Genomic DNA, 24,750 nt, shown 5'->3' with positions numbered 1-24,750 from the left:
GATGTTTGAGCAGCTTGTTAATAATAGTCAAATTTTTCTGATAATTTTTGCACGTGTTTTTGCTTTTCTTGCTGCTGCTCCTCTTTTTTCTTCTACTGGATTCCCGGGAGTTGCCCGTGTAGGTCTGGGTTTTTTTTCTGCAATGGTTGTTTTCCCTTGGGTCTCATCTTCTTATGCTATTCCTGATACGGGTCTTGCATATATTTTTATCTTGTTAGGAGAATCTTTAATAGGACTGATAATTGCTTTTATTGTTCTTGCTTTCTTTTCTGTTTTTCAGATTGCAGGAGAGCTTTTTGGTTTCCAGATGGGTTTTAATGCGGCTTCTGTGTACGATCCGCTTGCTCAACAAGAATTGCCTCTAATGGGTCAATTTGTAAACAATATCGCAATATTGATTTTTCTGGTTTCCAGCGGCATGGTTAAGATTTTTTATGTTGGGATATATTATTCTTTTAAGTATTTAAAAGCAATAGATATAGCAACCACCCGGGATAGTTTCCTTGCACTTTTTATGAGGTTGTTGGGAAGTCTTTTTTCTTCTGGTTTTGTTCTTGCTCTTCCTATTGTGTGTGTTCTTATTCTGGTTACTGTTTCTATGGGAATAATGGGTAAGGCTGCGCCTCAGATGAATCTGCTAATGATGGGATTTCCTATCTCTATTTCTGTGGGGTTTATTATTCTTATGCTCTTTATTCCTTTTATGGCAGAGTATGTTGATTCTTTTTTTGCTTATTTGTACAGAGCGCTTGTTAACAGCTTTTCTACGGGGAGTGTAATATGAGCGATGCTTATATGCTTATTGTGGAGGATGATTCCTTCCTGCTCGATATGCATTTACAATGGTTTGCTGCAGAAGATGAGGGCAGAACAGAAGAACCTACGGAACACAAGATAAGGAAAGCAAGAGAAGAAGGTAAGGTTGCAAAAACTCCAGAGCTTCCTTCTGCTCTTGTTATGCTTTTTTCTTTGATTTTACTAGGTGTTTTGTCGCAATATGTACTTTCCACGGCTGTATCCATGTTTACCTCTTTTTTCTATCAACTTTCTACTCCTGATTTTTTTTCAGGACGAAAAGCTTTTTCCCTTTTTATTCAATATTTCTTACGATTGAGTTTACCTTTTCTTATTATTGCGTTTATTGCTGCTTTTGCGGGTAATGTTATTCAAGTTGGTTTTTTATTTACTACCAAGCCTATAACTCCGGATTTTCAGAGGATTGTTCCTAATTTTGTAAGATTTTTTAAAAAGGCTTTTTTCTCCGGTGAGGCGCTTTTTAATCTGGGAAAAACTTTTTTAAAAGTATTTGTTATTGGTTTTATTGCGTTTTTAAATATATCCGCAGAGATAAAGAGAATTTTATCTCTTAGCAAGATGCCTATTTTGGAGTCCATGTCGTTTATATCCTTTATTATTTTTAGAATACTCCTTGAATCTAGTATAGTTTTTCTGGTCATATCTGTTGTTGATTATATCTTTCAGAGGCGGCAACATCTTGAATCGCTCAAAATGTCCAAGGAAGAGGTGAAAGAAGAAAGGAAGATGTATGAGGGGGATCCTCTTGTAAAAAGCAGATTGAGACAACGAATGAGAGAATTGTTATCTCAGAATATGATAAGAAAGGTTCCGGAAGCGGATGTTGTTATAACAAACCCTACTCACTACGCTGTTGCTATTGAATATGAAAAATCAAGAATGCATGCTCCTACTGTTATTGCAAAGGGTGCAGATGAGCTTGCTCTTAGAATGAGACGGATAGCAAAAGATGCGGATGTACCTGTTGTCGAGCATAAACCTCTTGCAAGGGCTTTATATGCTGATGTTGATGTGGGAGATACTATTCCAGAACAGTATTATTCTGTTGTTGCTACTGTGCTTGCCAGGGTTTATGCAATGGATTCTAGTAAAAAGCAGAAGGCCATTTAGAGGAGTTTTTTATGGCAGATATTCCTCAGATTTTTAGAAGTTCTTTTTTAAATCAGCGAAGCGATGTTTTTGTGGCAATTGGTGTCATAGCTGTTGTTATGATGCTTATTATACCCATGCCCCCTGTTCTTCTTGATACTCTTATGAGTTTAAATCTTGTTATAAGTTTATTGACGATACTTATTGTATTGTCAATAAAGAGGGCTTTGGAGTTTTCTGTTTTCCCAACGTTACTGCTTGTTCTTACTGTTTTTGGACTTTCTCTTAATGTTTCTTCTACAAGACTTATTCTTAATCAGGGTAGTAAGTTTCAGGGGAAGCTTGTCAAAGCTTTTAGTACTTTTGTTGTGGGCAGTGGTGGACAAGAGGGGCTTGTCGTTGGTTTTATAATTTTCATTATTCTTATTGCTGTTCAGTTTATTGTTATTACCAAGGGAGCTACTAGAGTTGCAGAGGTTGCTGCTCGTTTCACTCTTGATGCTTTACCGGGAAAGCAGATGGCAATAGAGGCAGAATATAACTCCGGAGCTATTTCTGAGGAAGAAGCTGCACGAAAAAAAGCAGAGTTGCAAAGAGAGGCTGATTTTTACGGTGCTATGGATGGTGCTTCCAAATTTGTTTCCGGTAACGTTAAGGTAGGACTTTTGATAACAGTAGTTAATATTCTTGGTGGTATAATTGTAGGTATGGCTATTCACGGAGAACCTTTTTCTGTTGCATTAACTACTTATATTTCTCTTACAATAGGAGATGGTCTTGTCTCTCAGTTTCCTGCTTTGCTTGTTTCTACTGCTACTGGTCTTATTGTAACAAGGGCTATTTCCGACGGAACTTTTGGAGAGGATGTGTCTACGCAGTTTGCCGGAGAAGCCAGAATATATTGGATTGCCGCAGGTTTTCTGATTTTTCTTGCTATTTTGCCGGGATTCCCGTGGTATGTCCTTCTTCCTATGGCCTTTGTGCTGGGTTTTGTTGCTTACAGATTGTCTCTCAAGTCTGTAAGGTCTACTGATACCTCTTCTTTTGTTGATGAGAAGAAATCTTCTGCACATGAAGAACAACAGGAGCTTTCTCCTGTTGTTCCTCTTGATCCTATTTCTCTTGAAATAGGTTATGCCCTTATACCTCTTGTGGATAGGGAGAAGGGGGCGGAGCTGCTTGAGAGGATTACTAGAATAAGAAAGGAAACAGCTCTTGAGCTAGGTATTGTTATCCCTCGTATAAGAATTATGGATAATATGAGATTGGAACCCTCTGAGTATAGTGTGAAGATAAAGGGGGTCAATGTTGGCAGAGGTGTTATAAAGATGGGGCATTATTTGTGTATTAATCCTGGAGGAGTATCAGAAGAATTAGAGGGAGAAGAGACAAGAGATCCCGCCTTCGGTCTCCCTGCAATTTGGATACGTGAGGAAGACCGTGATAGAGCGGAGAGGGCTGGATATACAGTTGTAGATCCTCCTTCTATAATTGCTACTCATCTTACGGAGATTATAAAACAGCATGCTTCTGAGCTGCTTGGAAGGCAGGAGGTTCAGTCTATGCTGAATGCTCTTAGAGAGAATTATCCCGCTGTTGTCGATGATGTTCTTTCTGATCTCACTCTTGGTGATGTTCAGAAAGTTTTGCAGGGTCTGTTGTTAGAACAGGTTTCCATAAGGAATTTGGTTACCATACTTGAGACTATGTCCGATTTTGCAAGAATTAGTAAGGAGCATGGATTTTTGATAGAAAAGACCAGGCAGGCTTTGGGACGTCAGATTTGTGCTCAGTATACTGATGAAAATAATACTCTTTATGTAATAACTATTGATCCTGTACTGGAACAAAGAATAATAGATTCCAGGGTGGAGACTGCGTCCGGGTATGTTCCTGCTCTCGAGCCTGATTTGTATAGGAAGTGGATTAATTCTGTTATGAATGCTATAAATGATGCTCAGCAACAAGGTTATATTCCTGTTGTTTTGTGTCAGGAGGTAGCCAGGGCTCTGGTGAAAAACAGTACTTTGAGGGATATTCCTGATCTTGTTGTGTTGTCTGTTCCTGAGATTCCTCAGGATGTGAGGGTTGAGGCTGTTGGTGAGATAAGGGTTGATTGATATGGAGGGGATTATGGATTTTTTTACTGTTCAGGATGAGAGTTTTGAAAAGGCTTTTGCCAAGGCAAAGAATATTCATGGTATGGATGTTAGAATAGTCAGTAAAAAAGATATTGTTGTTGGTGGATTTCTTGGTTTGTTTAAAAAGCCTGCGGTTGAGCTTACTTGTTATATACCTCGCCGTACTTCTTATGGACAAAAGCCCGAAGGGCGTTCGGTTTCTTTTGATGAAGAAAAATCTAGAATTGTTGAGCTTGCAACTAAGGTTAAGACTGCTGATACTGATTCTAAGGATATTTCAAAGCTTATAATGGAGGAGCTAAAGGATGTAAAGCGCCTTTTGCAGAATAAGGGGGGGGCTGTTTCTTCTTCTGAACATGAGAATATTGTTTTTGTTAGAGAACATCTTATGGCTGCTGATTTTTCTGCTTCTTTTATTGATAGGATTGTTTCCCGTGTTAAGTCTGAGCTTACGATGCAGCAGATTACTGATATGGATGAGTTGAAGGGGCGTGTTGCTTCTTTTATTAAAGATGAGATACTTGTGCATCCTGTTTCTATAAAAAAGAAGCCTTGTGTTTTTGTGGTTGTTGGTCCTACGGGAGTGGGAAAGACTACCACTATAGCAAAGTTGGCAGCTATGTTTGGTGTTGGGTTAAATAAGGAAAATATACGATATGATACGCGTATAATTACTCTTGATAATTATAGAATAGCGGCAAAGCAGCAGATAGAGACTTATGCTAAAATTATGGGGATTCCTGTTTCTCTTGTTGAGAATTATAATGAGTTGGAGAGGTTTATTAAAATTTATTCTGCAGTGGATATGATTTTTGTGGATACTATTGGAAATAGTCCTAAAGATCTTGCACGTATAGGTAAGATGAAGAGTGTTCTTGATGCTTGCGGTTCTTATTCTCAGGTGCATTTGGCCTTGAGTGCTACTACTAAAACTGCCGATATATATAATGTACTTCAGGTTTTTGAGCCTTTTAATTATGTGTCTGTGATTATTACCAAGGAGGATGAAACTTCCAGCCTTGGTAATATCATAAGTGTTTTGAGTGAGAAGAAAAAGCCGGTTTCTTTTATAACCACCGGTCAAGGGGTACCCAAGGATATTGAGGTTGCTACACCGGAGAGAGTGCTTGCCGGTGTCAGAGGTTTTAATTTAAATGGTATGGAGTAAGGTTATGGCAGATCAGGCGGAGTCTCTAAGAGAGCTTATGAGGAGCAGGACTGTTCCTATTTCTCAGAGTAAAACAAGGATTATTGCAGTTACTAGTGGCAAGGGCGGAGTTGGCAAGACTAATGTTGCTACTAATCTTGCTATCGCATATGCTCAGATAGGCAAGAAGGTTGTTCTTATGGATGCGGATCTCGGACTTGCCAATGTAAATGTTGTTTTGGGGGTTATTCCCAAATATAACTTGTATCATCTTATAAAGGGGCAAAGATCACTGGAAGAAATAATCATTGATACTCCTTATGGTATTAAGATTATTGCCGGTGCTTCTGGTTTTGCCAAGATCGCTAATCTTTCTGATGATGAGAGAGATAGGTTTATTGATGAGCTTTCCGGTCTTTCTTTTGCCGATGTAATTATAATTGATACCAGTGCCGGTGTGGGGCAAAATGTGATTTCTTTTGTTGCTGCTGCGGATGATGTTGTTATTGTTACTACTCCGGAACCTACTGCAATTACAGATGCTTATGGTATAATAAAGATAATTGCAACTGAGATTGAGAATCTAAACATGGGGCTTAAGTTGGTTGTCAACAGGGTCAAGACTGTTACTGAGGGGAAGAAGGTGTCCGAAAGGGTTACTTCTATTGCAGGCCAGTTTTTAAATATAAAGGTTGACTACCTCGGTTTTGTCTATGAGGATCCTGCTGTGCAGGGGGCTGTTCTTAGACAGCGGCCTTTTATTGTTGGTGAGCCCAGAAGTAAGGCTGCAGGATGTATAAAACATCTTGTGGGAAGATTGGAAAAGGTTGATTATAAGGAAGGCCGAGGGCTTGGTTCTTTTTTGAAGCGCTTTATGGGAGGTGCCTGATAAAGCTTTGCTTGACGTAGACTTTTTTTTGGTCTAACCTTTTAATGGTTATTGGTTATGAGAATAAAAGAGGCCCTCTATGTCGGGGGGATTGCATCGGGCTTCTCTTTGGTATTGGGGTTGTTCTCAGGAAATCCATTTTTGACTGTGTTGATTAAGGCTATTGTCGGAGGAGGGGGAATAGCAGCTATATTTGTTGTGGCTTTTTTTCTTATGGAGAAGTTTTTGCCTGAGATTGTTTCTGATGTTTCTTCTGATAATGAGGTTTCCGGGGCTGAGGATGAGTCGTTAGCTTCTTCTGTGAATATTGTTGTTGATGATTCTGTAGAAGAAGTAAAGCCTACTTATGATTTAAATATTGAGGCTTCCCAGTCTAATAATGATATGTCCGATTTTGAAGATGATGTTTCCAAAATGGAAGATGTGCCTGCTTTACAAGAGAATTTAGACGGAGAAGATGTTTCCGTATCAGATGAGCTTCAGACTATTGCTGCTGTTAGAGATGTCCAGGATAGTGTTGTTGATTCTGATACATCTTCTCTACCTGATGTTGATTCTCTTGAGGATGATTTTTTTTCTGACAATGATTCGGACGATGATAATGTTGAGATGGAGAGTGATACAGTAGTATCTTATTCTGCTGCTTCTCCTAATAAATCATCGGACTCCGATGATCCAGAACTTATGGCAAAAGCTATCAGGACTTTATTAAAAAAGGAAGAGGAAGGAACTTAGCCAATGGTAGAAGATATTCTGGCACAAAAACCTGAAGAAGAGCTCTGGAGGGATTATAAAAAGACTAAAAATCCCGATATCAGAGAGTTTCTAATAAAACAATATGCGCCTCTTGTCAAGTATGTTGCCGGGAAGGTGGCTGTAGGTCTTCCAAGTAGTGTTGAATTTGATGATCTTATTGGTTTTGGCACGTTTGGGCTTCTTGATGCTATAGAAAAATTTGATCCTGACAAACATGTAAAATTTAAAACTTATGCTGTTACTCGTATAAGGGGAGCTATATATGATGAACTAAGAGCTCTGGATTGGGTACCCAGATCTGTTAGACAAAAGAGTAGAGAGGTGGAAGATGCTCTACATAAGCTTGAAGCATCTTTGGGGCGTGCTGCTACTGATGAAGAGTTGGCAAAGGAGCTTAAGGTTAGTTCTAAGGAATTGCAAAAAACTTTGCAAAGAATAAGTTCTACTTCTATTCTTTCTCTTCAGGAATTATGGTATACTGGAGATGATAGCGATAAGGTTTCCATTGTAGATATGTTGGAGGCTCCTTCTGCTTATGATCCTGAAGCTGTTGTTGAAAAAACAGAGATAAAAAGAGTTGTTGCAGAAGCTATCAAGGAACTTCCTGATAAAGAAAAAAAGGTCCTTGTGCTATATTATTACGAAGATCTTACTCTTAAGGAAATTGGTGCTATTCTTAATGTCACGGAATCAAGGGTGTCTCAACTTCATACAAAGGCTATTACAAGGCTGAGGGTTAAGTTGAGAAATATTAAAAAGGGTATTTTTTAGGGGGCTTTGTGATTTCTCTGGACAGACTGCGTGATTATATGTCTAGACAGCTTGAGGAAGATAATAAAAAAAAGTTTGTCCAGGTTACTGCGGATACTCTGGAAGATGCTTTGAAAGAGGCTGCCATCGAGCTTGATTGCAAAATAAAAGAGCTTGAATATGAGATTATGGAAAAAGGCTCCAGAGGTATATTGGGGGTTGGTAAAAAGCCTTGGCTTATTGTGGCATCAAAAATGTCTTCTGTCTCTGTCAAATCTTATGAAGAAAACGAGGTTGAACTTGGCTTTGATATTGAGGATGAGAGGCAGAAGGATAAGGATGGTAAGATTTTTGTCAGATTGAATAGTGACGGAGTATATGTTGCTGTTTATCCACCGGAAGGTAAGGGACGTCCTGTAACAGAAAAGGAAGCTGTAGAGGCTATTATAAGAAGAGTTAATACCAATATTGATAATAATCTTTTGAGCAAGGTTGTAAAACGGGCTGATGGTGAGTTTGTTAAGATTGCGGAGTACAGTTATAATCCTGCTCATGATGCGGTTTTGAGTGTTAATATAACTGATGGTGAGATGAAAGCTTATCTTCTTGCTCAGGCACCAAGAGACGGGGGCACGGATCCTACAAGAGATGTTATCATTGGCTTCCTAAAGATGAATGGTATTGAATATGGTATTATGGAAGATGTTGTTGCAGAGTTTGAAAGAAGCCCTGTCTATGGTCGAGAGATTCTTATTGCAGAAGGGATTCCTCCCAAGAATGGTGATGATGCAAAAATTATTTATAATTTTGAAACTGATCATACTCGTGTGCGTTTAAAAGAAAAGAATGGCAAGATCGATTACAAAGATCTAAATCTTGTGCAAAATGTTGTTGCTGGTCAGGTTCTGGCAAAGAAGATCCCTCCTTCTGCAGGTGTTCCCGGACGTACTGTTACAGGAAAGATCTTGCCCGCAAAGGATGGGAAAGATATTCCCATGCCAGTGGGTAAGAATGTCAAGTTGTCCGATGATGGTATGGTTGCCATTGCCGAGATAAATGGTCAGGTTCTTCTTATCTCCGGTAAGATTACTGTTGAGCCTGTATATACTGTTGATGGTGATGTAAGTCTTAAAACAGGTAATATTCTCTTTTTGGGTACTGTTATAGTAACAGGAAATGTCGAGGATGGTTTTTCTATAAAGGCCAGTGGCAATATAGAGGTTAAGGGTTCTGTGGGAAAATGTGAGCTTGATGCGGAGGGTGATATTATTGTACATCAGGGTATTGCAGGAAAGTCAGCTGCTCTTATAAAGGCTGGTAAAAATGTGGTATCAAGATTTGTGGAAAATGCTAAGGTTGAAGCTGGTGAGCTCGTTATTGTAAGCGATGGCATTATCAATTCTACTGTGAGTGCTAATAAGAAGATAATATGTCATGGAAGAAGGGCAAGTATTGTAGGTGGTAAATCCATAGCAACAGAAGAGGTTATTGCCAAAAATTTGGGTTCTGTCGGAGGTATAGAAACTATTGTTGAGGTTGGGTTTGACCCATCTGCAAAAGAAAAAGAAGAGTCTCTAAGCCTAGAACATACTAAGCTTACCGAGGAACTTGATGAGTTGAGTCTCAATTTAGGGGCCTTAGAAAATCTTAGAAAGAGTAAGAAACTAACACAAGACAAGGCTAATGTATATAAAGAGCTTCTTCTAAGGAAACGTGAGCTTAGTCAGAAAATATCTACCATAAAGGCTGAAATTGACAGAATTAGGGAGTATCTTAATCAGTTAAAGACTAAGGGACGTGTTTCTGTATCAGGAAATGTTTTTCCTGGAGTTAAGATTTTTATAAGAGAAGCTGTTCTTGAGGTCAAGAATGATTTTAAGAGTGTAACATTTATTTCTGAAGCTAATATGGTTAAGGTTACAAAATATGAGGAGCCGGAGGATTTGGATAATCTTGGAATAAAGGAGAGGTGATATGTCTCTTCAGCCCATAGACTTACAGACTCTTTTCACCAGATTGCAGGAGGTGGGAAGGGAGCAGGGGGGAGCGAAGGAGTTGCCTTTGCATGCTCAGTCTGTACAGGCGGAGGAGATGGTAAAGAAGGCTAATCAGGAGAGTCATAGCGTAAAGCAAACTTCCAAAGCAGGTGAAGGTCCTGAGAAAATAAAGGATGAAAAGAGTAATCAACAACAAAAAGAGGAGAGAGAGAAAAAAAAGGAGCATGAAAAAGGTAAGCAGGATAGTGCTGCTGTAATGATAGTTAAGGATTCTGACTTGGGTAATAATATTGATATCTTAGGGTAGGTCTTATTTTATGTCTTTTCTTTGGACTTTTGTCGGTTTTTTTGTAGGGGTTTTTATTGCTATTCTCTTTATAAATAAGCGTATAGATAAACGTTTGTCCTCTATGGAGGTTTTAGATAAAATCAGGCGTGATATTGAGGAGATCATTGTAGATTGCAATGAGGTTACGGATAGAAATATAACTCTTATTGAAGAAAGGCTCGGTGTAGTAAGGAGTGTTGCTGAGCAGATGGATAAAAAATTGATTGCTCTCACTACTGCGTGTGATGATGCGGAGCTCATAATCAAGGAGTTTAAAAGTCTTGATATCTCTTCTGTTGTTTCTGTTGTTAATGCGATAAAGTCTGTTGATGCAGCTCCTGAGGATAAAAATGTGGATAAGAATGAGACTGTTGTTGATTTTGACGGGCTTGTGGCAAAAAAGGAAAGAGAGCACAACATGGAACTTCCTTCTGCTCTTCCTCTTGATGATAGGGGTGCTATATCCGATGGTGTGGCGGATAGTAGGCAGGAGGCTGTTATAGATTTTTCTGCTGATAAGTCAGATTATGATGGGTCTGTCAGTTCTTTATCAAGTGAGAATATTATTATGGAAAAGGTTCTCAGTCTCTATAGGGAAGGCTATTCTCTTTCTTACATAGCAAGAGAAACTGGTAAAACTGTTGGCGAAGTTGATTTTATCATTTCTCTTGAGAAGACTTTGTTTGATAAAAGATAGGGGGAATGTTGAGCTCTAATCCTATTGATGTGGCAAAGAAAGAACTTATAGGACTTCTATACGAATTGAGGGATTTGCTGAGAAGTTTTGATATTTCTCCTGTATCAAAAAACCGGGTAAGACGAATTCTTCATTCTTTAAAGGCAGTGCTTCTTTCTATGGAGATGGATGAGTATGCTTCTCGTGTGCATGATTTTGAGCTTCTTTTGGTAGAGGATTCTTCTTTATTTGAGTCTTCTGATTTGTTAAACTTTATTTCCGAGCTGGAGTCCTCTCTTGTTTCTTCTTCTTCTGATCATCCTACTGATGATGTTGTTGTTATGCGGTCTCTTCTTTCTGCTTTTCATGAGTCTGTAAGGCGCGGAGAAAAGATTTTTAAGGTTGTTATTTCTGTTTCAGGGGATGAGTCTTACCGTTATGCCAGGTTGTATCTTGCTTTCTCCAGGCTGGAGGATGCTTGTGCTGTGATTTCCTGTGTTCCTGATATAATCAATATGAGTCAAGAGGAGATTCCAGACTCCATTGTTGTTTTTTGTTCTTGTTATTCTGAGGATTCTATACGAGAGGCTCTTGCTGTTGATTTGATTTCTTTTTCTGTTTCTATGTTGTCTGAGGCTGAGCTTGGTTTTGCAAAGGATGTGGCTATAGATTCTCTTGTTGCAACTCGTTCTATGTTTGTTGCTTTTGAGAAGGGGTGGCGTGCCTATCGGGAGTATGTAGCCAAGCTAGGTAGTGAGCTTGAGTTTGAGCATTTTGACAGGTTGATTGCTTCTCTTTTTAGGATTAGGGCAGGGGAGCTTTTTTCTTATGCTGTTTCTGAGGCAAAAAGGCTTGTTTCTGAGCTTGGAAAGTTGTGCGAAGTTGTTGTTCTTGGGCAGGATGTTATTATTCCTGCATGGTGGCGGGCGGGGCTGGATTTTGTTTTTGTCCATCTTGTGCGTAATGCTGTTGTCCATGGTATTGAGTTGCCTGATGAGAGGAAAAAAAATGGTAAGAGCGAGGTGGGAAGGATTGAGTTTGGAGCTAGGGTTTCTGATTCTGAGCTTATGTTATGGCTGGCTGATGATGGTAGAGGTGTTCCTGCGTCTGATGGTGATGTGAGTGTTTTTTCTGGTATGGGTGTGGGGATGGATGTTGTCAGAGATATTGTTTCTTCTCTTGGGGGAGGGCTGGAGGTTATAGATCGCGAGTCAGATGGACGTCTTGTTAAGATGGTTTTTCCGTCTTCTTTTTTATAATTTCTATGTGCCGCAGGCAGGGTTACCCGAGCTTTTTTATTGTGCTCTTGGTTTATGGCGAGGGTAATCCGTTCGGTTTTAATCTAGAATTTGTAAGTAAATACGCCTTTTATAGGCTGGTCTGTGTTGTTAAAGAATGTGGCTTGGCTAAATCCGTATAGTATTGCCTCGTCTATATCGGAGTATCCTGAGGATGTGAGTATTTTTATGTCTGTGAGGCGGCTGCCTTTTTTGCTTGAGTCCACGCGGAATTCTATTTTTACGTTTTTAAGGTTGGGACGGTTTTTATAGCTTGCTTTTGTAGGGTTATAGCCTGCTTTGCTAAGTGCGTTCCAGTATTGCGGGCGTTGTTCTATTGGTGGTTGGCTTGATATTAACCATGTGTCGTTTTGTTGGTGGTAGATTGTTTCCCATTGTAATTGCGGTTCTTTTATTCTTAGGTAGGATATTGTTGTGTCTGTGAGTGTGTCTGGTAGTGGCATGTAGAGGTAGATGGGTACGTAAAAGCTTCTTCCTACTTGTCCAGCTGAGGCTGAGAAGCCTATGTTATAGCTGCTACCGTTTTCTTGTCCTGATATTTCTGCGGGTTGTTCTTGTTGTGTGGGGCGGGGTGTGCTGGCTGCTTGCTTTGTGCTGGTTGAAGTTGGAGTTTGCTTTTCTGCTTGTTTTGTGGGCTGGGGCTTATTATTGTTTTGTTCTGTATGTTGTGGGGTTGCTTCTGGTTGTGGTGGTGTTTGTGTTCCTTTGGGCGGTTCTTGTGCTATCTGGGGGATGGGAGCATTCCCTTGGCTTTTTAGCTTGATGTTTACGGGACTGGATATATCTGATAGTTCTTGATACTGCAGGAGTCCTGCTATCCACAGTGCTATTACTATAAGCAGATAAATGCCTGCACTTATCGATATTGAAAGGAGCTTTATGCGTTTGTCTTGTTGTTTTCTGAGGTCTTCTCTCATGTCATCTCTGGGCTTTTGTTCTTAGTCCTACGTCTGCAAGGCCGTTTTGTCTCAGTATGTCCAGCAGTTTTATTACCAGCTGGTACGGTGCGTTTTTGTCTGCTTCCAAGATTACTTGCATGTCCTTACCTTGGTTTTCTTCTTTCCAGGTTTCCAGCACAGCAGGGATTCCTTTGATGGTTGTTAGTGTGTTGTTGACGTATATTGTATCTTCCGATTCTGCGCTTATCACGAGTTCTTTTACCGTAAGTGGTTCTGCTGTTCCTGATTCTGGAAGTTCTAGACTTATTCCAGGTGCTATTTTAAATACGCTTGTTACCATAAAGAATATTACAAGCTGGAATACTACATCGATGAGAGGTGTGAGGTCTACGTTAATCTGCGGGCTAAGCCTTCTTTGCAGTCTCATTGTTGTTTGCTCCCATTGTTCTTGCTAGAATTTATCATCAGGATAAGCGCGTTTACCTGGTTTTCCATTTTTATTAGCATGAGGTTTACTTTGCTTACAAGGTAGTTATAGAATATAACAGCCGGGACTGCAACGAGTATCCCTCCTACTGTTGTTATAAGCGCTTCCGATATGCCTTTTGCAAGTTGAGCAGGGTCTGCTACCGCACCAAATTGTCCTAGTATGCCAAAGCTTTTCATTGTTCCTGTAACAGTCCCAAGAAGTCCAAGAAGTGGTGCTATGTGGGCTATTGTGCCTAGTCCAGAGAGGTTTTTCTCAAGTTGTGGGATCTCCTGATTAGCCGCATCTTTTATCACTTCTCTTTGGATGTGTTCTGGGTGATTCCTATGTTCTATGCCTACTTTTATGAGAGCACTCAAAGGGGAATAGTTGGTGTCGCATATGTAGAGCGCCTCGTCAAAGTGTCCTTTTTCTAGGGAAGATTTTATCCTCAAAAATAGTTTTTCTTCGTCTACTCGTATTTTTCTGAAATATAGCAATCTTTCTATTACTATTGCGGTTCCCACAAATGCCAGAAGGATTATTGACCATAGTATGGGACCGCCTTTTATCAGCATGTTAATCATTTTTCCTCCTTCCTGTTAAAGCGACATTATATCGCAAAACTTATCCCAATAAAAGTATTGTTCAAAGAGGTTTTGTATTTTTTGGAGTTTTATGATATCTGATGTTTGCAGCTTTGGGTTTTCGTACACGTCTTCTATCCTTTCTCTTATGGTTGCTGTATCTGCGGTCACATATATTGCCGGTACTGAGTTGTTTTCCAAAATAGTTAGGGTTTTGTCTTCTAGCTGTGTGGTGTCGCCGCAGGTTATTATAAAACCTCCTATAGGTATGTTTTCTTTTTTATGGGCTTCTATAATGAGATTTATTCTGTCTCCGCTTCCTGCACTTATAAGGTATAGTGCTTTTTCTGTCATATACCTTTGAGGAATGAGATGCTCTTTGTCCTGGGTGATGATTATCATTTTACCACACGGGATATTCCATTGTGGTTCGTTTGGGTTTCCTATCACTATAGCAGAATCCAGTTTATTGGCAAGAAGTTGCATGCTGGGTCTGGACAGGGATTCTTCTATGGGTAAGAATCCTAAAATTCTCAGAGGATTATAGAAAAACGGAAAACGTGTGTTGAGAAGGTCTTCTGTAATATAATGCTTTATTTGCTCAATTTTATTGGGAATTATTTTGTTGAATATTACTCCTTTTACATTGACTCCCTTAGACATAAAGTAGTGAAGGTCAACCTCCAGCATGTCCAATGCTTTACCCAGACCTCCACCTGATAGGAATATAACCTCGGCTCCTGTTAATCTTGCAACATTTGCATTGGAGAGTCCGACTATTGCTCCTACTCCCGGATGTCCTGTTCCTTCTGCTACTATAACTTTCTTGTCTTCAAGCTTTTTTACGGATCTTAATATTTTATCAGTTAGCTCTTTTGTCTGTTCTGCTTTGTTTTCTGAGTCCAGAAAGTTTTTTGTAAATCCGCTCCCAAGTCTTACTGGAGATACGGTGTGCAAGTCCATATCCGATATGCCGCTAAACTCTTTGACAACTATTGCATCTTTGTCTATTTTACTGCCGTCTTCCAGTGTTATAAGTTCCTGTCCTACTGGTTTTATGTATCCAAGCTCAGAGGGAGAAAACTTTTTTTGCAGTAGCCATAGCAAGCCTAGTGATGTTATGGTTTTTCCTGCATGCTGGCGGAATCCTGTCACATATATTATTTTTGGAGCCAAATCGTCCTCCTTACTTATGTTTTCTTATCTGTTTATAACATAAGTATTATAATAATACTCGTAGCTGTCCACCAGTGCCTGCCATGAGGCTTCTATAATATTCTTATGTACGCCTACCGTATCCCATGTTTCTCCCACATGGTTGCGTGAGCTTATAAAAACCCGTACCTTTGCTGCTGTTGCGTCTTCTGGATTTAGAACCCTTACCCTGTAGTCTATAAGAGAAATTTCTTTTATAAAGGGATATTTCTCTCCAAGAGCATCTCTAAGAGCGGCATCCAGTGTTTCTACCGGACCTATACAGACAGATGCACCCATAACCTCTGTATCCTCTACGGTCAGGAAAAGCTTTCCAAGTGTCTTGGAATCCGCCCGTCCTGTTTTGAAGGATTCCAGATGATAGTTTTCAAGGGAAAAAAGAGGTTTATACAGACCAAGTACCTGAAGTATAAGAAGCTCAAACGAAGCTTCTGCTGCCTCGTACTCAAAACCCTCGTTTTCTTTTTCTTTTAAAAGCTCTGTAAGTTTTGCAACTTCCGGAGAATCCTTGGTAAACTCACCGTATTTGGAAAGTTTTTTCACCAGAGTGGATTTTCCGGCAAGTTCCGATAGTATTATTCTTCTCTTATTACCCACAAGAGAGGCATCCATATGCTCCATAAGCTCTTCTGCTTTTATCAGCACATCCACATGCTGTCCTGCTTTGTGGCTAAAGGCAGCCTCTCCTACATATGGTTGTCTTTTGTCAGGTATTATGTTGGCTTTCTCCGCAACAAAACGTGACACACTTGTGAGAGTTTTTATTCTGTCTCCGCATGTGAGTTTGTATCCCATCTTATACATGAGGTTGGGCATTATGCTACACAAGTTGGCATTACCGCAGCGTTCTCCCCAACCATTGATTGTGCCCTGAATGTGCGTTGCTCCGGCGAGCACAGCCATTAAAGAGTTTGCTACTGCATTACCAGTATCATTATGAAAATGACCTCCTATAGGAGCAAGCTTTTCCTTTGGAAGAGCACCTATAATTTCGCTTACCTCATGGGGAAGAGTGCCACCATTGGTATCGCATAGCACAAGACAGGATGCTCCTGCTTCTGTTGCAGCCTGTAGCGTTTTTACTGCATAATCAGGATCATCCTTGTATCCGTCAAAAAAATGTTCTGGGTCAAAGAATACCTCTCTGCCTTCGGATTTGAGATAGGAAATTGAGTCGTATATCATCTCCAGATTCTCTTCCGGGCTGGTCCTTAGAACATCCGTTACATGTTTTATCCAACTTTTTCCTACGACAATTACAGCCTCTGTCTGGGCATCGAGAAGAGCTTCTATGTGAGCATCACCCGTTGCTTTTTTTCCAGGCTTGCGTGTAGAGCCAAAGGCAACGACCTTTGCAGTAGTGAGTTTTTCTTTTTTGATCCTCTTAAAAAACTCTGCTTCTTTCTCATTGGAAAGAGGAAAACCGCCTTCTATATAATCAACTCCCAGCTCATCCAGTTTTTTTGCAATAAGTATTTTATCTTCAAGCGTATAATTTATCTCTATTCCCTGCATACCGTCTCTAAGTGTTGTGTCATAGATTACGATGTGTTTTGCCATAAAATCTCCTTATAAAAAAAGCCGTCCTATAAGGACGGCTGGTTTGTAACTCAAAGGTATTACCATCCGCCCCGAGAACATGAGATAATGCGAATAATAATACCATTGAGTTTTGTATTCATACAAAAGATATACTATTTGTTAAAAATACTGTCAAGCAGTAAAAGCAGAAGTATGGAAAAAACTGTTATTTAGATGTGAGCAAGGAAAAACTACCCCGCATAGACCTCAACAAAAACACAATAACAAGTTATGATGGGAGAAAGACAATGGATAATCTCTTATCTCCCCGTAAACTCCGCTCTCTAAGGGCGGAAATCCTCTTTGCCAAAAGGCTCAGAAACTTAGGGTATCTCCCTACATGGATTTCTACGGATTGGGCGGACACAGGAGAGAACGAGCTCTTTTTGCCCGACTGCATACTTCCTGACAGAAGAATCAAGCAGCCTGATCTTTTGCTTCGTTTGCCGGCTACTGCTACGATCGCAGTTGACGTAACAATAAGAAGGAGTCGTCATTTTCCCCTGACCCCCATGGGAGCCTATCTCTTCTTTAACTCCGAGTTGGAAGCTCTGGAAAGATGGCAGACATATGTTGGCATACCTGTGTGGCTTGCTTTGTCTTCTGATAACAAACGCTGGCAGATTATTGACCTGGACTCTCTGCTCAGCCTCAAGAACCAGCTTGATATCGTCTTTGAGCTGGAAGGGCTTATCTGTTATTTTCAAGCCATACGGATACCTTGCAACCTTCTCGCTGATTTCCCGTTTTTTTCCGTTAGACCTGATTTTGGCAGCGAGCTTTTTGAGGCTACCGCGCGTGCACATCTGACCTACCTTAGAATGCTCAAGAAACAGCACAGCATCATAAAAGAGCAGCACAACACAGAGAATATTGATGAGCTTTATGGCCTTTTTAAAAACAGTCCTGTGGAGCGCTATATTCTGTACAAGGAACTAGAGCATATTGTGGGTGCCGACATAGTCTAGTTATGTTTATACCGAACGTGGTAAACGCTAAAGCGTTCCCCACTGCCTTTGGCGGAAGGAAGATACCATATAGCATTTTCTCAGAGCCTTAGAATATCTGCCACAGGCAGGTTTGCCCGTATCTTGCCTTTATAGCTGCTGTGTCTTATGACGGCAAGCCATTGGGACTTTTTAAAAAGACAATGGCTTTAGATATATCCCTCTTCTTTAAAAGACAGAAACCCGTGTTTGCAAAAAATGATATGGTCCAGCACTGGAATTCCAAGAATATCGCCAGCTTCCCGTAACCTGTCTGTAACTTCCCTGTCGTCAAAGCTTGGACTTAGGTTGCCACTGGGATGGTTGTGTGCAATAATCACGCTGGCTGCTCTGTCCGATATAGGATCTGCAAATACCTCCCGAGGGTGGGTGAGTGCACGGTTGACAAGCCCAACGCTTACAACCCTGAGAGCTATAAGCTCTTGTGCACCATTTAAAGAAAGGCAGATAAAGTGCTCCTGACGCTTGTCTGCATAGGGAATAAGATATTGATAAGCTTTCTCTGGACTATTGATAGGCACTGCAGGCCTTGCAACATAGCGTTTTACAAGTTCTATTGCTGCAAGAATAAGAGTCGCCTTTGCAGCACCCAAGCCTTCTATTGTAAGAAGCTCATCAGCAGAACAGTCAAAGTTATGCTTCTCAAGAAAAGCAAGCACCTCTCGGGACAGCTTTGCCACTCCCTTGCCCTTGATACCGCTGCCTATTAGCACGGACATAAGCTCAGAAGAAGAAAGAGCGGATGCTCCCTTTTTTATTAGCCTCTCCCTTGGACGGTCTTCCTGCGGCAGTTCTCTTACTTCCATACACCCTCCGCCACTTATAACATAGAAAAAGAAAAGCCTGCTTTAGATAAAAGATGTTTTAAAAATAAAATCTTAAACATGATGAGAAAAGCCAAGATAGTCCCAGATAATTGCCCTATTATACGGCTTTTGCCATCTTCTGTGGTATTAGCCTGTCATGAGTCTTGTCAGCCTGTCCATCATTCTATCTGAGAAAAGCTTTCTTATAAGAAGCATGGGGCGGGCCATATAACCTGCAGCATATCGTGTTTTGGGACGTTTTGCCTTCATTGCCTTGTAAATCGTTTCTGCGATAATTTCCGGTCCGGATATGCGTGCGCTGGAGTAATTTTTCTCAAACATCGCTATTACCTTCTCAACATAATCCGCATAAGGTCCAGAACCAGAAGTCTTTCTGAGGTTGTCAAAAGCGATATCTGACCACTCTGTTTTGATACCACCTGGTTCTATAACCACTACATCTATGCCAAAGGGGCTAAGCTCCACACGCAGGCAGTCTGATAGCGCTTCCACTGCAAACTTGCTTGCATGATACCAGCCGCCCAAGGGTGTTGTGAGCTTACCAGCTATGGAAGAAATGTTTATTATTTTCCCTCTTTTCTTTTTTCTCATGTAGGGAATAACAAGCTGTGTCATCCTTGCAAGCCCAAAAACATTAACATCCATCTGTCTTTTTGCTTCTTTTATGGGTACTTCTTCTATAGTACCATATAAGCCGTAGCCTGCATTATTTATTAGAATATCCACACCACCTGATTCTCTTTCTATTTTCTCTATGCAGCTTTTTGCAAGCTCTTCGTCCGTAACATCCAGTTTTACAGGATTTATGGCATACTGTTTTAGCTCTTCCATCTTTTCTGTTCTTCTTGCTCCTGCATATACTCTATACCCTTTCTTTGCCAGAAATATAGCTGTTGCTCTGCCAATACCGGACGATGCGCCAGTTACGAGTACTGTTTCCATCTTCTTCTCCTCTTAGAGCTTTTCTATAAAGATATGTATTTTAGTAGGTTAAAACAATTGATATTTTTTAATTTTTTTTGCTTTTTTTGAAGCAGGAGCTTTGTTTGTTCTGTTATTTATTACAAAGCCTCATTAGGAAGGGGGCGAAAAAAAGGGGAGGGAGGGCTGAGTGCCCTCCTTTTTTGCCGCAGGCAGGAGTCTCTGCGGCTTTTTTATACCGAACGCACAGCCCGCTAATGCGGGCTGTGCTGCCTCCTGGTGGAAGAAAAGCTTTGTCAGCCGCAGAGACGACGTTCGGTATAAGTATTGTTTTAAAGCATTCCGCTAAAGCCCATAAATGCAAGCGACAAGAGTCCGGCTGTTAGCAGGGTTATAGGGCCGCCTTTGAGTCTTTCTGGTATATCCGATATCTCTAGTCTTTCTCTTATTCCTGCCATTATGACAAGGGCAAGGGTAAAGCCCATGGCTGTTGACGCCGCAAAGACCACGCTTTCTGCAAATGTGTAGTTTTTCTGTATAACAAGGATTGCTACACCTAGTATGGCACAGTTGGTTGTGATAAGAGGTAGAAATATTCCGAGTGCATGATAGAGTGGAGGTGCGATTTTCTTTAGTATGATTTCTACAAGCTGTACGAGTGATGCTATTACGAGAATAAATGCTACTGTATTTAAAAAATGCAGGCCAAGAGGCATCAGTATGTACTGATGAAGAAGAAAAGTCACTGTTGTAGCGAGAGTCATAACAAAGATGACTGCTGCACCCATTCCTGTTGCAGTAGTCATTCTGGAACTTACGCCTAGGAAGGGACATATGCCCAAAAATTGTGAGAATATTATGTTGTTGATAAATATGGCGGTAAAGAATATTGCAAGGTATTCCATCTTATGCCTCCTCCGGGATTTCTATTGTATGCTCTTTTATGTCTTTTCTGTTCTTTACAAGACTGTCTCGTATTGCATTGATTGACGGGATGAGAAGTCCCAGTGTTATAAATGCTCCCGGTGGCATGACAAACAACAGGTAGGTGCTTGCATCTTCTGCTACAAATGGTATGTCAAATATTGAGCCTGAGCCAAGGATTTCTCTTATTATGCCAAGCATTGTAAGTGCCATTGTAAAGCCAAGCCCCATGCTTATTCCGTCCACAAGAGATGCGATGGGATTGTTCTTGGAAGCAAATGCTTCTGCGCGTCCCAGAATTATACAGTTTACAACTATAAGTGGAATAAATAATCCCAGGTTTTCGTGTAGTGACGGCAGGTATGCTGCCATGCTCATGTCTATTATTGTAACAAAGGTTGCAATAATCACTATAAAAGAAGGAATCCTAACTTTATCTGGAATAAGGTCTTTTACAAGACTGATCACTAGGTTGGATGCTATTAGTACCACTGTTGTTGCAAGTCCCATTCCCAGTCCATTTATTGCACTGTTGGTTACACCCAGAGTTGGGCACATTCCAAGAAGCAGGACAAATACAGGGCTTTCCTTAAAAAAACCTTTTGTCAGGTTCTCTTTTAATGTCATTTTTGTGCCTCCTCTGCTGGTCCTATTGCATTGTTTGTTGTAAGGAGCTCGTTCTTATGCTCTATAAAAGCATTATATGCCCTTTCTATTGCATCACAGTAGGCTCTAGAACTTATGGTTGCTGCTGTTATTGCATCCACATCCCCGCCGTCTTTCTTCACTTTGAGAACAAAGTCTTTTGGATTTTTATCTCTAAACTGTTTTTTAAACTTTTCCTTTGTCATCTTCTGCCCCAGTCCGGGAGTTTCCGCATGTTGAAGAACCAGCGTGTCGTATATGCTGCCGTCAGGCAAAAATCCTACCATTATCCAGAATCTTCCAGAGAAGCCATTGTCCGTATATGTTCTTACTGCAACACCTACAGGCTTTTCTCTTTTGCTTGCCGGAAAGAATATCAAATCCGGAGCATCTTCAAAGACTACAGGGTGCTGTGCAGGATTGTTGTCAGTCTCAGGGAGAACAGTTTCTACGGCTTTTGCCTGTTTTTCTTCTTGTACCTGCTCTATAACAGGTGCTGTTATGCTGTCGGTTACTGCAAGAAGTGCTGCAGAGAGAGCAGCTATTATTGCAAGGACCAGTACCATTGTAAGAGGTGTGGAGGGGATTTTACTAAGCACGGGAGGCCTCCTTTCCAAACCTTGATGGCGGCAAAGCCCTGTCTATAAGTGGGACAAAGGCGTTCATTATAAGTATGGAATAAGAACATCCTTCTGGATATGAGCCAAAGAGCCTTATAAGTGCGGCCAATATGCCGCCGCCAAGTGCGTATATTATCTGTCCTGCAGGGCTCATGGGGCTTGTTACAAGATCTGTTGCCATAAAAAAGGCTCCAAGCAATACGCCTCCTGCAAGCAGATGAAAAAGAGGGTCTGCATACCTTGTAGGATCTATCAGATAGAAAATCCCGGTTATGCTTACAAGTCCAGCAAGATAAAAAAACGGAATTCTCCATGATATAACACGGATGAGAAGCAGAAAAAGTCCGCCTATGAGAATGGCAAGTGCGCTTGTTTCTCCCAACGAGCCGCCTATGTTTCCTATAAACATATGCCAATAATCTGGCAATTTGTTGCTAAATTGCTGAATTGTTTCTCCAGCCTTGATGTGTTCCTTGAGTATTCCAAGCGGTGTTGCAGCGGTGAGTGCATCCGGATTTAACATCATTTTGGTTACAACAGGCTGAGGCCAAGTCGTCATCTGCTGGGGAAAGCTTACAAGCATAAAAGCTCTGCCTGCCAGTGCAGGGTTAAATGGGTTATTACCTAAACCTCCAAAAGCAAGCTTGGCTATTCCCATTGCAAATACTGCTCCCGATGCTATCTGCCACAAGGGGATACTTGATGGCACATTATAGGCAAGCAGAAGCCCTGCAACCACTGCAGAAAGATCAGATGTGGTATTCTTCCTCTTTAACAGAATTGTTGTTATCAGATATTCTGTGAGAACTGCTGCTACTACCGATACTGCGGTAACGATAAACGCTCTTACACCGAAGAAATATAGTGAGGCTATAAAAGATGGCATAAGGGCAAGTATTACAGCAAGCATAACCTTTTGCGTATCTATGGGTGCCTTTGCATGAGGAGAAAGGCTTACTGTGAGTTTGTTCATTTTGCACTCCTCTTTCTTTTTATCATCATTACTGTTGATTTGCCGTATCTTATATTGTCAAGAAGCGGTCTTGCTGCCGGACAGATGTAGCTGCATGAGCCGCACTCCACACAGTCTGTTATTGCTTTCTCCTCGGCTTTATCCCACAGCTTGTTTTCTGTAAGTTTCTCAAGAAGATAGGGCTCAAGTCCCATTGGGCAAACGGAGACACATTTTGCACACCTTATACATGCAGTGGGTTCTGGTCTAATTGCCTCTTTACCGGTTATTACCAGTATGCCGGATGTTGTTTTTGTAATTGTGCTGTCAAGATTGGGCATTGCTTTGCCCATCATAGGACCGCCTGATATTACTTTACAGATGTCATCGGGCAATCCGCCGGCATAATCCACCACAACAGAGACAGGTGTGCCTGTCCTTACCATAAGATTAGCAGGTTTTTTGAGAGCTTTTCCTGTTACAGTTACAACTCTTTCTATAAGAGGGATATTTTTCTGCACTGCTCTGTAAACCGCATGGGCAGTGCCTGCATTGATTACCACACAGCCCACATCGAGAGGCAGTCTTCCCGACGGTACCTCTCTTCCTGTAACAGCCTTAATAAGCTGTTTTTCTGCACCTTGGGGGTACTTTGTCTTAAGCTCTTTTATCTCTATTCCCTCGTATTCTAAGGCTGTCTCTGACAGTTTTTTTATTGCATCTGGTTTGTTACTTTCTATGCCTATTACAGCTCTGTCAACAGAAAGAGCTTTCTTTAATATACTGACACCTACAAGGAGCTCTTCCGTACGTTCCAGCAAGAGTCTGTGGTCTGCCGTAAGATATGGTTCGCACTCCGCTGCGTTTATTATGAGTGTGTCTACACTCTTTCCTTCCGGAATCATAAGCTTGACATGAGTGGGAAAACCTGCTCCGCCCATACCTACGATTCCTGCCTGTTTTATTTTTTCTATAATATCAGAAGGTGATAGCGGGCATTCTTTTTTGAGCTCGGAGGATAGATCGCAGGATGGCTCCCACTCATCTCCTTCTACCTTTATTACAACCGCGGTTTTAGGATATCCATTTGCATCAGGAATCTCATCGATCTTGACAACCGTACCGGACACACTTGAGTGTATATTGGCAGATATAAACCCCTGAGCCTCGCCAATGAGTGTGCCAACAAGCACCTTATCTCCTTTTGCAACAATAGGTTTTGCAGGAGCCCCAAGATGTTGGGACAAAAGAATAGCAACCTCATCGGGTATTGGCATTGTTTCTATGGGCAGATGCTCTGTTATCTTGTTCTCTGGCGGATGTATACCGCCCTTGGGAAAAGTAATCTTACTCACCTTGTTTCTCCTGTGAAGATACTTGTTTTTTTACCGGAAAAGTTGCAAGAATAGCGCCGGTAGGACATTCTCTCACACACTTGCCACAGGCAATACACTTGAGTGGATCTATGTATGCAAGATTGTTTTCCATTGTGATAGCTTTTGCAACAGTATCGCAAGTTCTCACACATTTACCACAGCCTATACATGCGACCTGACAGTTTTTTCTGGCAATAGCGCCTTTCTGCGTATTGCGGCAATTGACCCATACGCGTCGTCCGCGTTTTCCTCTTGGCCTAAGCTCAAAAAGCCCTCTGGGACAAGCCTTTACACACTCGCCGCAGCCAGTACATTTCTCTTCATCCACAACAGGAAGCCCAGTCTCAGAGTCCATACTAATAGCATCGAATGGACAGGCAACCTCACAATCGCCGTAGTGCAGACACCCCATAGGACAGCCTCCTTCTCCGGAAAAAGCCATATGGGCAATCTTACAGCTTTTTTCTCCTGTGTATTCAACCTTGGGAGGAGAAGCCTGGCAAGAACCGCCACACCTTAGAACGGCAACAGGCACATCTCCACCTGAGAACTCAACGCCTAGGAATTCTCCAACCTTGTCCATGGTATTTTGGCCACCTGGAGGACAGAATAATCCGCTTAAATCTCCGGAATCGGCAGCCTGTACAAGAGCAGACGCAAGTCCGGAACAGCCTGCAAAACCGCAGGCACCACAGTTGATACCTGGAAGCATCTCCATTACGGTTTCTACCCTGGGATCTTCCTTAACTGCAAATCGCTTTGCAGCCCAGGCAAGCATCAGAGCAAAGATACCCGCAGTGAAAGTTAAAACAATGACAGAAAAGATAATGGACACAGCAGACT

Annotated in this window: 25 protein-coding genes; 12 read left to right on the top strand and 13 right to left on the bottom strand. The window is 41.2% G+C overall.

The annotated features are described in order from the left end of the window. Position 1 precedes the first annotated feature (1 nt). The 11 genes from fliR to WKV44_08785 all read left to right on the top strand — a co-directional run bounded on the left by fliR (position 2) and on the right by WKV44_08785 (position 11,848). Positions 2-784 (top strand): flagellar biosynthetic protein FliR, encoded by a 783-nt coding sequence (fliR, locus tag WKV44_08835; protein MEM5948647.1) that lies wholly within the window; start codon positions 2-4, stop codon positions 782-784. Next, complete coding sequence (gene flhB, locus WKV44_08830) at positions 781-1,926, top strand: flagellar biosynthesis protein FlhB (GenBank protein ID MEM5948646.1); 1,146 nt, start codon at positions 781-783, stop codon at positions 1,924-1,926. The genes fliR and flhB overlap by 4 nt, the downstream gene beginning before the upstream one ends. Positions 1,927-1,937: 11 nt before the next feature. Next, positions 1,938-4,025 (top strand): flagellar biosynthesis protein FlhA, encoded by a 2,088-nt coding sequence (gene flhA, locus WKV44_08825; GenBank protein ID MEM5948645.1) that lies wholly within the window; start codon positions 1,938-1,940, stop codon positions 4,023-4,025. Positions 4,026-4,038: 13 nt separating this feature from the next. Next, a complete protein-coding gene (locus WKV44_08820) occupies positions 4,039-5,214 on the top strand; it encodes a flagellar biosynthesis protein FlhF (GenBank protein ID MEM5948644.1) in 1,176 nt (391 codons plus the stop codon). Between the two features lie 4 nt (positions 5,215-5,218). Then, positions 5,219-6,082: a MinD/ParA family protein gene (locus WKV44_08815; protein ID MEM5948643.1), complete on the top strand. Its 864-nt coding sequence runs from the start codon at positions 5,219-5,221 to the stop codon at positions 6,080-6,082. A gap of 57 nt (positions 6,083-6,139) precedes the next feature. Next, entirely contained in the window at positions 6,140-6,817 is a 678-nt protein-coding gene (locus tag WKV44_08810) for a hypothetical protein (protein ID MEM5948642.1), read from the top strand. A 3-nt stretch (positions 6,818-6,820) separates the two neighbouring features. Next, complete coding sequence (whiG, locus tag WKV44_08805) at positions 6,821-7,609, top strand: RNA polymerase sigma factor WhiG (GenBank protein ID MEM5948641.1); 789 nt, start codon at positions 6,821-6,823, stop codon at positions 7,607-7,609. 8 nt (positions 7,610-7,617) lie between these two features. After that, positions 7,618-9,561 carry a FapA family protein gene (locus WKV44_08800; protein ID MEM5948640.1) on the top strand — a complete coding sequence of 648 codons (1,944 nt, stop codon included), beginning with the start codon at positions 7,618-7,620 and terminating at the stop codon, positions 9,559-9,561. Between the two features lies 1 nt (position 9,562). Next, positions 9,563-9,892 carry a hypothetical protein gene (locus WKV44_08795; GenBank protein ID MEM5948639.1) on the top strand — a complete coding sequence of 110 codons (330 nt, stop codon included), beginning with the start codon at positions 9,563-9,565 and terminating at the stop codon, positions 9,890-9,892. 103 nt (positions 9,893-9,995) lie between these two features. After that, positions 9,996-10,610, top strand: coding sequence for a hypothetical protein (locus tag WKV44_08790; protein MEM5948638.1), 615 nt, complete (start codon positions 9,996-9,998; stop codon positions 10,608-10,610). A 5-nt stretch (positions 10,611-10,615) separates the two neighbouring features. Further along, a complete protein-coding gene (locus tag WKV44_08785) occupies positions 10,616-11,848 on the top strand; it encodes an ATP-binding protein (GenBank protein ID MEM5948637.1) in 1,233 nt (410 codons plus the stop codon). Positions 11,849-11,931: 83 nt separating this feature from the next. On the opposite strand, the gene WKV44_08780 is transcribed toward WKV44_08785, so the two are convergent. Genes WKV44_08780 through cimA form a run of 5 tightly spaced genes read right to left on the bottom strand, consistent with a single transcriptional unit; the run spans position 11,932 to position 16,614 of the window. After that, a complete protein-coding gene (locus WKV44_08780; protein MEM5948636.1) occupies positions 11,932-12,804 on the bottom strand; it encodes a hypothetical protein in 873 nt (290 codons plus the stop codon). 1 nt (position 12,805) lies between these two features. After that, entirely contained in the window at positions 12,806-13,213 is a 408-nt protein-coding gene (locus tag WKV44_08775) for a biopolymer transporter ExbD (GenBank protein ID MEM5948635.1), read from the bottom strand. Next, positions 13,210-13,839, bottom strand: a complete 630-nt coding sequence (locus WKV44_08770; protein ID MEM5948634.1) for a MotA/TolQ/ExbB proton channel family protein — start codon at positions 13,837-13,839, stop codon at positions 13,210-13,212. Before WKV44_08770 ends, WKV44_08775 begins: the two co-directional genes overlap by 4 nt. Before the next feature lie 15 nt (positions 13,840-13,854). Beyond that, complete coding sequence (locus WKV44_08765) at positions 13,855-15,015, bottom strand: AAA family ATPase (GenBank protein ID MEM5948633.1); 1,161 nt, start codon at positions 15,013-15,015, stop codon at positions 13,855-13,857. 24 nt (positions 15,016-15,039) lie between these two features. Beyond that, complete coding sequence (gene cimA, locus WKV44_08760; protein ID MEM5948632.1) at positions 15,040-16,614, bottom strand: citramalate synthase; 1,575 nt, start codon at positions 16,612-16,614, stop codon at positions 15,040-15,042. 197 nt (positions 16,615-16,811) lie between these two features. On the opposite strand from cimA, the gene WKV44_08755 reads away from it, so the two are divergent. After that, a complete protein-coding gene (locus WKV44_08755; protein MEM5948631.1) occupies positions 16,812-17,603 on the top strand; it encodes a hypothetical protein in 792 nt (263 codons plus the stop codon). 188 nt (positions 17,604-17,791) lie between these two features. Here WKV44_08755 and radC read toward each other — a convergent pair whose 3' ends face one another. From radC to WKV44_08715, 8 genes are all read right to left on the bottom strand, one after another. Continuing rightward, complete coding sequence (gene radC / locus WKV44_08750) at positions 17,792-18,448, bottom strand: DNA repair protein RadC (GenBank protein MEM5948630.1); 657 nt, start codon at positions 18,446-18,448, stop codon at positions 17,792-17,794. 147 nt (positions 18,449-18,595) lie between these two features. Next, entirely contained in the window at positions 18,596-19,411 is an 816-nt protein-coding gene (locus WKV44_08745; protein MEM5948629.1) for an oxidoreductase, read from the bottom strand. Positions 19,412-19,722: 311 nt separating this feature from the next. After that, on the bottom strand, positions 19,723-20,295 hold the full coding sequence (rsxA, locus tag WKV44_08740) for an electron transport complex subunit RsxA (protein MEM5948628.1): 573 nt from the start codon (positions 20,293-20,295) through the stop codon (positions 19,723-19,725). 1 nt (position 20,296) lies between these two features. Next, on the bottom strand, positions 20,297-20,941 hold the full coding sequence (locus WKV44_08735) for an electron transport complex subunit E (protein ID MEM5948627.1): 645 nt from the start codon (positions 20,939-20,941) through the stop codon (positions 20,297-20,299). Continuing rightward, positions 20,938-21,558 carry an RnfABCDGE type electron transport complex subunit G gene (locus WKV44_08730; protein ID MEM5948626.1) on the bottom strand — a complete coding sequence of 207 codons (621 nt, stop codon included), beginning with the start codon at positions 21,556-21,558 and terminating at the stop codon, positions 20,938-20,940. The genes WKV44_08735 and WKV44_08730 overlap by 4 nt, the downstream gene beginning before the upstream one ends. Further along, positions 21,551-22,552, bottom strand: a complete 1,002-nt coding sequence (locus tag WKV44_08725) for an RnfABCDGE type electron transport complex subunit D (GenBank protein ID MEM5948625.1) — start codon at positions 22,550-22,552, stop codon at positions 21,551-21,553. Before WKV44_08725 ends, WKV44_08730 begins: the two co-directional genes overlap by 8 nt. After that, entirely contained in the window at positions 22,549-23,886 is a 1,338-nt protein-coding gene (gene rsxC / locus WKV44_08720; protein ID MEM5948624.1) for an electron transport complex subunit RsxC, read from the bottom strand. The genes WKV44_08725 and rsxC overlap by 4 nt, the downstream gene beginning before the upstream one ends. Continuing rightward, the gene (locus WKV44_08715; protein MEM5948623.1) at positions 23,879-24,742 is read right to left on the bottom strand and encodes an RnfABCDGE type electron transport complex subunit B; all 864 of its coding nucleotides are present in this window, start codon (positions 24,740-24,742) and stop codon (positions 23,879-23,881) included. The genes rsxC and WKV44_08715 overlap by 8 nt, the downstream gene beginning before the upstream one ends. Positions 24,743-24,750 lie beyond the last annotated feature (8 nt).

This window comes from Spirochaetia bacterium 38H-sp (genome assembly GCA_039023545.1).
In the GTDB taxonomy this organism is placed as follows: domain Bacteria; phylum Spirochaetota; class Spirochaetia; order Winmispirales; family Winmispiraceae; genus Rarispira; species Rarispira pelagica.
The sequence above is the reverse complement of the archived record's forward strand: the minus strand, read 5'-3'. Positions and strand labels throughout refer to the sequence as shown.

Coding starts and splice junctions, on each gene's coding strand:
- whiG (MEM5948641.1), top strand. CDS start 6,821: ATGGTAGAAGATATTCTGGCACAAAAACCTGAAGAAGAGCTCTGGAGG.
- flhA (MEM5948645.1), top strand. CDS start 1,938: ATGGCAGATATTCCTCAGATTTTTAGAAGTTCTTTTTTAAATCAGCGA.
- WKV44_08795 (MEM5948639.1), top strand. CDS start 9,563: ATGTCTCTTCAGCCCATAGACTTACAGACTCTTTTCACCAGATTGCAG.
- WKV44_08775 (MEM5948635.1), bottom strand. CDS start 13,213: ATGAGACTGCAAAGAAGGCTTAGCCCGCAGATTAACGTAGACCTCACA.
- WKV44_08780 (MEM5948636.1), bottom strand. CDS start 12,804: ATGAGAGAAGACCTCAGAAAACAACAAGACAAACGCATAAAGCTCCTT.
- WKV44_08785 (MEM5948637.1), top strand. CDS start 10,616: ATGTTGAGCTCTAATCCTATTGATGTGGCAAAGAAAGAACTTATAGGA.
- WKV44_08810 (MEM5948642.1), top strand. CDS start 6,140: ATGAGAATAAAAGAGGCCCTCTATGTCGGGGGGATTGCATCGGGCTTC.
- WKV44_08790 (MEM5948638.1), top strand. CDS start 9,996: ATGGAGGTTTTAGATAAAATCAGGCGTGATATTGAGGAGATCATTGTA.
- flhB (MEM5948646.1), top strand. CDS start 781: ATGAGCGATGCTTATATGCTTATTGTGGAGGATGATTCCTTCCTGCTC.
- cimA (MEM5948632.1), bottom strand. CDS start 16,614: ATGGCAAAACACATCGTAATCTATGACACAACACTTAGAGACGGTATG.
- WKV44_08745 (MEM5948629.1), bottom strand. CDS start 19,411: ATGGAAACAGTACTCGTAACTGGCGCATCGTCCGGTATTGGCAGAGCA.
- fliR (MEM5948647.1), top strand. CDS start 2: ATGTTTGAGCAGCTTGTTAATAATAGTCAAATTTTTCTGATAATTTTT.
- WKV44_08815 (MEM5948643.1), top strand. CDS start 5,219: ATGGCAGATCAGGCGGAGTCTCTAAGAGAGCTTATGAGGAGCAGGACT.
- WKV44_08820 (MEM5948644.1), top strand. CDS start 4,039: ATGGATTTTTTTACTGTTCAGGATGAGAGTTTTGAAAAGGCTTTTGCC.
- WKV44_08725 (MEM5948625.1), bottom strand. CDS start 22,552: ATGAACAAACTCACAGTAAGCCTTTCTCCTCATGCAAAGGCACCCATA.
- WKV44_08735 (MEM5948627.1), bottom strand. CDS start 20,941: ATGACATTAAAAGAGAACCTGACAAAAGGTTTTTTTAAGGAAAGCCCT.
- WKV44_08770 (MEM5948634.1), bottom strand. CDS start 13,839: ATGATTAACATGCTGATAAAAGGCGGTCCCATACTATGGTCAATAATC.
- rsxA (MEM5948628.1), bottom strand. CDS start 20,295: ATGGAATACCTTGCAATATTCTTTACCGCCATATTTATCAACAACATA.
- radC (MEM5948630.1), bottom strand. CDS start 18,448: ATGGAAGTAAGAGAACTGCCGCAGGAAGACCGTCCAAGGGAGAGGCTA.